This window comes from Sinimarinibacterium thermocellulolyticum (assembly GCF_040327995.1).
In the GTDB taxonomy this organism is placed as follows: domain Bacteria; phylum Pseudomonadota; class Gammaproteobacteria; order Nevskiales; family Nevskiaceae; genus Solimonas; species Solimonas thermocellulolyticum.
In genome coordinates, this window is record NZ_JBEPIJ010000035.1 from 1 (window position 1) to 5,772 (window position 5,772).

The following is a 5,772-nucleotide window of genomic DNA, read 5'->3' on the forward strand; positions in this document are numbered from 1 at the left end:
TGCACGACTACAACCACGAGATCCCGCACGAGTCACTACGCGATCTCACGCCCGTCGAATACCGACTTCACCACCACCCCGAGACCTCTAGTAATCCGTGGCACTAAACTGGGGGAGGCGACATGATGATCCGCAAGGAGAAGGGTCGGCCTGCCGGGCGAGATCACATCAACGGCATCGAGGGCTTCTGGAGCCATGCCAAGAACTGGCTCTACATGTACCGTGGCGTGCCCCGGCAATACTTCCACCTGTACCTGGCCGAAGTTTGCTACCGGTTCAATCACCGGCACGAAAACATGCAACCCTTGCTGTTCAAGCTTCTCAAGCAGATCTCAATCCAAGAGCTACGTCCAATTCTGGTCCGGAAAGGTTAGGAATTACCAATAATTTCGGCCACAGCGGACGACGGAGCGAGGCTTGCACGGGGGATCGGGGACAGCGCGCGACAGGCACGCGGCAGACGCCGCATCGGCGCGATGACGGCGTCGACGGTCCGCCGCTCCGTGGTCAGCGCGCAGTTGCTTGCGCGCATCGCCAACGAGCGCGGTCTGCCGCTGGATGCCTGCCTGCGCGGCACGCAGCTCGACGCCGCAAGCCTGCTCGATCCGGCCACCGAGATCACCGCCGACCAGGAGCTGCGGCTGATCCGCAACATCCTCGAAGGCCTGGGCGATCCGCCGGGCCTGGGGCTCGATGCCGGCCTGCGCTACCACCTGTCGTCCTACGGCATCTGGGGATTTGCGCTGCTGAGCAGTCCGACCTTTCGCAGCGCCGCGCAGATCGCGGTGCGCTATCTGGACCTGAGCTATGCCTTCGCGCGCTACCGTCTGGAGAACCGCGGGCGCGACCTCTTGATCGTGCTCGACGACAGCGAGGTGCCGGACGACGTGCGCCAGTTTCTCGTCGAGCGCGATTTCGCGGCATGGGCCAACGCCGCCTGGGAAATGCGTCCGGGCGGCTTTCCGGCCGTCAGTGCGCAGTTCCGCTTCGCGCGGCCGGACTACGCCTGGCGCTTCGACCGTCTGTGCGGCGTGCGTCCGTCCTTCGGTGCCGCGCTCAACGCCACCCTACTGCTAAGCCAAGCATCTGGACGCCCCGTTGCCGCAGGCCAATCCGACGATGGCGCGCATCTGCGAGGAGCAGTGCCGGCAATTGCTGGCCAAGCGTCGCGTGCGCGCCGGTTTCGCCGATCCGATCCGCGAGCGCCTGCTGCGCAGTCCGGGCAACGTTCCGTCACTCGACGACGTTGCCGGCGAGCTGCGCACCTCCACGCGCAGTCTGCGCCGGCGCCTGGCCGAGGAAAGCTCTTCGTTCCGGGCGCTGCTCGATGAAGAGCGGCGCACGCTCCGCCGAGGAGCTGTTGCTGTCCACGCACATGAAGCTCTCGAAGATCGCCGTGCGGCTCGGTTATACCGAATCGGCCGCCTTCCACACGGCTTTTCGTCGCTGGCACGGCGAGTCACCGAGCGCTTTCCGCCGGCGCCGGCACCCCGCCGCGCGGACGCCCTGAATGGGCGGCTTGGTGTCAGCTCGCGCGCAGGGCGGGCGATACCGTGATCACCGGTCCGGTCGGCAGGCCGGTGGGCGAGCCGCCGGCCGGCTCGCGCGAGACCGCCAGCGTGGGCTTGGCCGGCATGGTCAGGCCGCGTGGCATCGGCATCTCGCCGTCGCCGTCGTCGGGCATCACGCCGAGCGAGCGCGGCGTGCCGTCATCGCCGACTACCCAGAGTTCGAGGCTCTCGCGCGAGAAATCGAGCGGGAACTTGCCGCTGCCGGTGATGCGGATCAGGCGGCGCTCCGGCGACAGGGTCACCAGCCACTGCACCTCGCTCTCGCCGGGGCGCAGCAGCGCGACGTAAGGCAGCGGTTGGAACACCGGCACTTCGACGCGCACGAGCTGCGCCGGCGGTGGCGGCCGGTTGAGCTCGCGCGCCAGACCGATCGCGAGCACGACCGACGCGGCCGTCGCGGTCAACGCCCAGGCTTGCCAGAGCCGCAGGCCGCGCGGCGCGGCGGCGCCCGCAGGCGGCGGTAGCGCTGTGACCGTCTGCGCATTGATCTGTTTTTCGATCGCTGCCCAGACCACGGCGCGCGGCGTCTGCGGCGTGAAGCCGTGCTGCAGCGGTGCCAGCCGCCGCTCCCACCAGCGCACTTCATCGCGCAGGTCAGCGCGCACCCCGAGCAGCCGCTCGAAGCGGCGACGCGCGCGGCCGGCGAGCGTGCCGAGCACGTACTCGGCCGCAAGCGCCTGCTTGAGCCGAGGATGTTCGACCTTCATTCGCCCAGACACTCCCGCAGCCTCTGCAGGCCGCGACGCACCCAACTCTTGACCGTCCCCAGCGGCGCTTGCAGATGCCGCGCCAGCTCCTGATGGGTGTAGCCCTCGTAATACGCCAGCAGCACGCTGCGCCGTTGTTCGGCCTGCAAAGCTTTCATGCACTCGGCGAGCCGGCCCATACCCTCGTGCGCGACGGCGCCGGCTTCCGGGTCCATGGTGCTGCTGTCATCCGCAAAGCGCATCGATGCATCCTCGCCGTCCTCGGGCAGTTCGACCTCCGGCCGCTTCATGCGCAACAGATCCAGCGCGCGGTAGCGGGCGATCGTCATCAACCAGGTCAGCGGCGCGCCTTTGTCGGGCGAGTAGGTGTCGGCCTTCTGCCAAATCTTGAGAAAGCAGTCCTGCAGCGCCTCCTCGGCCCAGTCACGACGGCGCAGGATACGAAGCAAAAGGCCGAACAGATGCGCACTCGTCGCGTCGTACAGACGGTGGAAGGCGATCTGGTCTTGGTTCGCGGTAGCGGACAGCAGGCGCGCGAGCTGTTCGGCGTCGGCCATGTCGTGGGCTTGTGGGTGGCAGCGCCGGTCAGTGTAGCCGGACTGACGCGGCGTCGCGCCGCACCGGCTGGACCAGCAGATCCAGCAGCCCGCCCGGCTGTGGAATCTCGGCAAGGCCGATCGGCATCGCCTCGTGTCCGTCGCGCGGCTGCGCGCGGTAGCTGCCGAACAGGTGATCCCACCACGGCAGGCTGAAACCGAAGTTGCTGTCGGTCTCGTCGCGGTGGATCGAGTGGTGGACGCGATGCATGTCCGGGGTGACGACGAAACGGCGCAGTGCGCGATCGACTTTCGTCGGCAGGTTCAGGTTGGCGTGGTTGAACATCGAGCTCGCGTTGAGCAGCACCTCGAAGACGACCACCGCCCACGGCGGCGCGCCGAGCGCGGCGACCGCCGCCATCTTCAGCGCCATCGACAGCAGGATTTCGAACGGATGGAAGCGCAGCGCCGTGGTCACGTCGAAACCCGGATCGCTGTGATGCACGCGATGCAGGCGCCACAGCGGCGGCAGCACGTGCATCATCCGATGCTGTCCGTAGATCAAAAGATCGAGCGCCAGCAGCGCGACCACGAACTCGACCCACCGCGGCCACGCCAGCGCGTGCAGCAGGCCGAGGTCGCGCGCCTCTACCCAGTACGCCACGCCGACCGCACCGGCCCCGGTGAGCAGCCGCAGCAGCAGGCTGTCGATCACCACCAGGCCGACATTGGCGCACCAGCGTTCGCCCCGCGGCGGTGCTGGGCGCCGCCGCGGCCACGCCGCTTCGGCGGCGATGAGCAGCGCCGCGAGTCCGAGGAAAAGCATCAGGCGGATCAGGGTTGCGGCTTCGGTCATCGCGGGGAGCGCCCGAAGGGCGCGGCTATAATCGGCGGTCCCTTTGCTCAGGATGCCCGCCTTGGCGACCGGATCCTACCCCAGTACCCGGCTGCGGCGCACGCGCCAGGCCGCATACATCCGCGACATGGTGCGCGAAACGCGCCTGGTGCCGGCGCAGTTGATCCAACCGCTGTTCGTCGCCGAGGGCGGACTCTGCGGCGCGGTGGCGTCGATGCCGGGGGTGATGCGCCTCGATCTCGAGGCGCTGCTGCGCAAGTGCGAAGCGCTGTATGCGCTGGGCATACGCGCGGTTGCGCTGTTTCCGGTGACGCCGGCCGAACGCAAGACCCCCGACGGCGACGAGGCGCTCAATCCCGAGAGCCTGATGTGCCGCGCGATCAAGGCGGTGAAGCAGGCCGTGCCGCAACTCGGCGTGATCGCCGATGTCGCGCTCGACCCCTATACCAGCCACGGCCAGGACGGCGTGCTCGACGCGGCCGGCCGCGTCGACAACGACGCGTCCTGCGAGATCCTGCGCCGCCAGGCGCTGCTCTACGCCCGCTGCGGGGTCGACATCGTCGCGCCGTCCGACATGATGGACGGCCGCGTCGGCCACATCCGCCAGGTGCTGGAGCGCGACCGTCATCACGACACGCTGGTGATGTCCTATGCGGCGAAGTACGCATCGAGCTTCTACGGCCCGTTCCGCGATGCCGTCGGCTCGGGCGCGAACCTCGGCAAGGGCGGCAAGGACAGCTACCAGATGGACCCGGCCAATACCGATGAAGCGCTGCGCGAGGTCGCGCTGGATCTCGATGAGGGTGCGGACATCGTCATGGTCAAGCCGGGCCTGCCGTATCTGGACGTGATCCGCCGCGTGAAGGACCGCTTTGGCGTTCCGGTGGCGGCCTATCAGGTCAGCGGCGAGTACGCGATGCTCAAGGCGGCGAGCGCCAACGGCTGGCTCGACGAGAAGAAGGCGGTGCTCGAAGCCTTGATCTGCCTGCGCCGCGCCGGCGCCGACATGATTCTGACGTACTTCGCCGAGGATGCGGCGCAATGGCTGGCATGAGGAAAGTCTCCGGTTTCCAGTTTCAAGTTTCCGGGACGGCGCAGGGTCTCTTTGCGCTGGAAACTAAAAACTTCTGACTGGAAACCGCTGCTCCCATGGATCGTTACGCCGTCATCGGCCAGCCGGTCGCGCACAGCAAGTCGCCGGCGATCCACGCACGCTTCGCACGGCAAACCGGGCAGACGCTCGCCTACGAGGCGATCGAGGTCGCGCCGGAGCGGCTCGCCGAGCATCTCGCCGAGCTGCACGCAAAAGGCTACGCCGGCCTCAACGTCACCCTGCCGCACAAGATCGCGGTGATGGCTCTGTGCGAGGCCGTTTCCGAACGCGCGCAGCGCGCCGGTGCGGTCAATACCCTGATCCGCACCGACACCGGCTGGCGCGGCGACAACACCGACGGCGAAGGCTTCATCCGCGATCTGCAGCGCCTCGGCATCGCGGTCGCCGGCCGACGCGTGCTGGTGCTCGGCGCCGGCGGCGCGGCGCGCGGCATCCTCGAACCCCTGCTCGCGCAGCGGCCCGCCGAGCTGGTGGTGTCCAACCGCAACCCGTGGAAGCCCGAGGCTCTGGCCGAAGACTTCAAGGCGCTCGGCACCGTCGTTCCGCGCACGCACCTGTCGCTCAAGGGCGATCGCTTTGACCTGATCGTCAACGCGACCTCGGCCGGACACCAGGGCCGCATGATTGCGCTGCCGGGACAACTGCTCGCCACCGGAGGCGACGCCTACGACCTGTCCTACGGCGCGGCGTTCACCCCGTTTCGCGAATGGGCGCAGTCCCAAGGCGCCGCGCGCATCGCCGACGGCCTGGGCATGCTGGTCGAACAGGCGGCGGCGGCGTTCGCGCTGTGGCGCGGTCAGCGGCCGCAGACCGCGCCGGTGATCGAAGCACTGCGCTGAAGAAAACCCTGCGGGCGCGTCGCGCGCGCTAGCCCGGATCCGTCACGAGTAGGCTGCTGAGAAGGCACGGCGGATTCGCTGTTGCCCAGTAGAATTCGGTTGTCGAAGCCAATTCTCTGGAGCGAATCCGCCGTGACGGAATGCTACCA

The 5,772-nt window shown here is 68.1% G+C and carries 8 protein-coding genes; 5 read left to right on the top strand and 3 right to left on the bottom strand.

Annotation, left to right across the window (positions count from 1 at the left end; translation table 11 throughout):
• The first annotated feature begins 125 nt into the window (after nt 1–125).
• The 3 genes from ABSH63_RS15515 to ABSH63_RS15525 all read left to right on the top strand — a co-directional run bounded on the left by ABSH63_RS15515 (nt 126) and on the right by ABSH63_RS15525 (nt 1,510).
• Complete coding sequence (locus ABSH63_RS15515) at nt 126–374, top strand: transposase (RefSeq protein ID WP_352890991.1); 249 nt, start codon at nt 126–128, stop codon at nt 372–374.
• Nucleotides 375–476: 102 nt separating this feature from the next.
• Nucleotides 477–1,331: an AraC family transcriptional regulator gene (locus ABSH63_RS15520; RefSeq protein WP_352890992.1), complete on the top strand. Its 855-nt coding sequence runs from the start codon at nt 477–479 to the stop codon at nt 1,329–1,331.
• Complete coding sequence (locus tag ABSH63_RS15525) at nt 1,328–1,510, top strand: helix-turn-helix domain-containing protein (RefSeq protein WP_352890994.1); 183 nt, start codon at nt 1,328–1,330, stop codon at nt 1,508–1,510. The genes ABSH63_RS15520 and ABSH63_RS15525 overlap by 4 nt, the downstream gene beginning before the upstream one ends.
• Nucleotides 1,511–1,525: 15 nt before the next feature.
• On the opposite strand, the gene ABSH63_RS15530 is transcribed toward ABSH63_RS15525, so the two are convergent.
• Genes ABSH63_RS15530 through ABSH63_RS15540 form a run of 3 tightly spaced genes read right to left on the bottom strand, consistent with a single transcriptional unit; the run spans nt 1,526 to nt 3,670 of the window.
• The gene (locus ABSH63_RS15530; protein WP_352890996.1) at nt 1,526–2,290 is read right to left on the bottom strand and encodes an anti-sigma factor; all 765 of its coding nucleotides are present in this window, start codon (nt 2,288–2,290) and stop codon (nt 1,526–1,528) included.
• The gene (locus ABSH63_RS15535) at nt 2,275–2,835 is read right to left on the bottom strand and encodes a sigma-70 family RNA polymerase sigma factor (protein WP_352890997.1); all 561 of its coding nucleotides are present in this window, start codon (nt 2,833–2,835) and stop codon (nt 2,275–2,277) included. Before ABSH63_RS15535 ends, ABSH63_RS15530 begins: the two co-directional genes overlap by 16 nt.
• 28 nt (nt 2,836–2,863) lie before the next feature.
• Nucleotides 2,864–3,670 carry a sterol desaturase family protein gene (locus ABSH63_RS15540; protein ID WP_352890999.1) on the bottom strand — a complete coding sequence of 269 codons (807 nt, stop codon included), beginning with the start codon at nt 3,668–3,670 and terminating at the stop codon, nt 2,864–2,866.
• Between the two features lie 52 nt (nt 3,671–3,722).
• On the opposite strand from ABSH63_RS15540, the gene hemB reads away from it, so the two are divergent.
• Together hemB and aroE are read left to right on the top strand one after the other, a co-directional pair.
• Nucleotides 3,723–4,724, top strand: a complete 1,002-nt coding sequence (hemB, locus tag ABSH63_RS15545) for a porphobilinogen synthase (protein WP_352891001.1) — start codon at nt 3,723–3,725, stop codon at nt 4,722–4,724.
• Between the two features lie 95 nt (nt 4,725–4,819).
• Nucleotides 4,820–5,623: a shikimate dehydrogenase gene (aroE, locus tag ABSH63_RS15550; protein WP_352891000.1), complete on the top strand. Its 804-nt coding sequence runs from the start codon at nt 4,820–4,822 to the stop codon at nt 5,621–5,623.
• The last annotated feature ends 149 nt before the right edge of the window (nt 5,624–5,772 follow it).

What these genes read in the sequence shown, in the direction of transcription:
- ABSH63_RS15535 (WP_352890997.1), bottom strand. Translation starts at nt 2,835, where the DNA reads ATGGCCGACGCCGAACAGCTCGCGCGCCTGCTGTCCGCTACCGCGAAC.
- aroE (WP_352891000.1), top strand. Translation starts at nt 4,820, where the DNA reads ATGGATCGTTACGCCGTCATCGGCCAGCCGGTCGCGCACAGCAAGTCG.
- ABSH63_RS15525 (WP_352890994.1), top strand. Translation starts at nt 1,328, where the DNA reads ATGAAGAGCGGCGCACGCTCCGCCGAGGAGCTGTTGCTGTCCACGCAC.
- hemB (WP_352891001.1), top strand. Translation starts at nt 3,723, where the DNA reads ATGCCCGCCTTGGCGACCGGATCCTACCCCAGTACCCGGCTGCGGCGC.
- ABSH63_RS15520 (WP_352890992.1), top strand. Translation starts at nt 477, where the DNA reads ATGACGGCGTCGACGGTCCGCCGCTCCGTGGTCAGCGCGCAGTTGCTT.
- ABSH63_RS15540 (WP_352890999.1), bottom strand. Translation starts at nt 3,670, where the DNA reads ATGACCGAAGCCGCAACCCTGATCCGCCTGATGCTTTTCCTCGGACTC.
- ABSH63_RS15515 (WP_352890991.1), top strand. Translation starts at nt 126, where the DNA reads ATGATCCGCAAGGAGAAGGGTCGGCCTGCCGGGCGAGATCACATCAAC.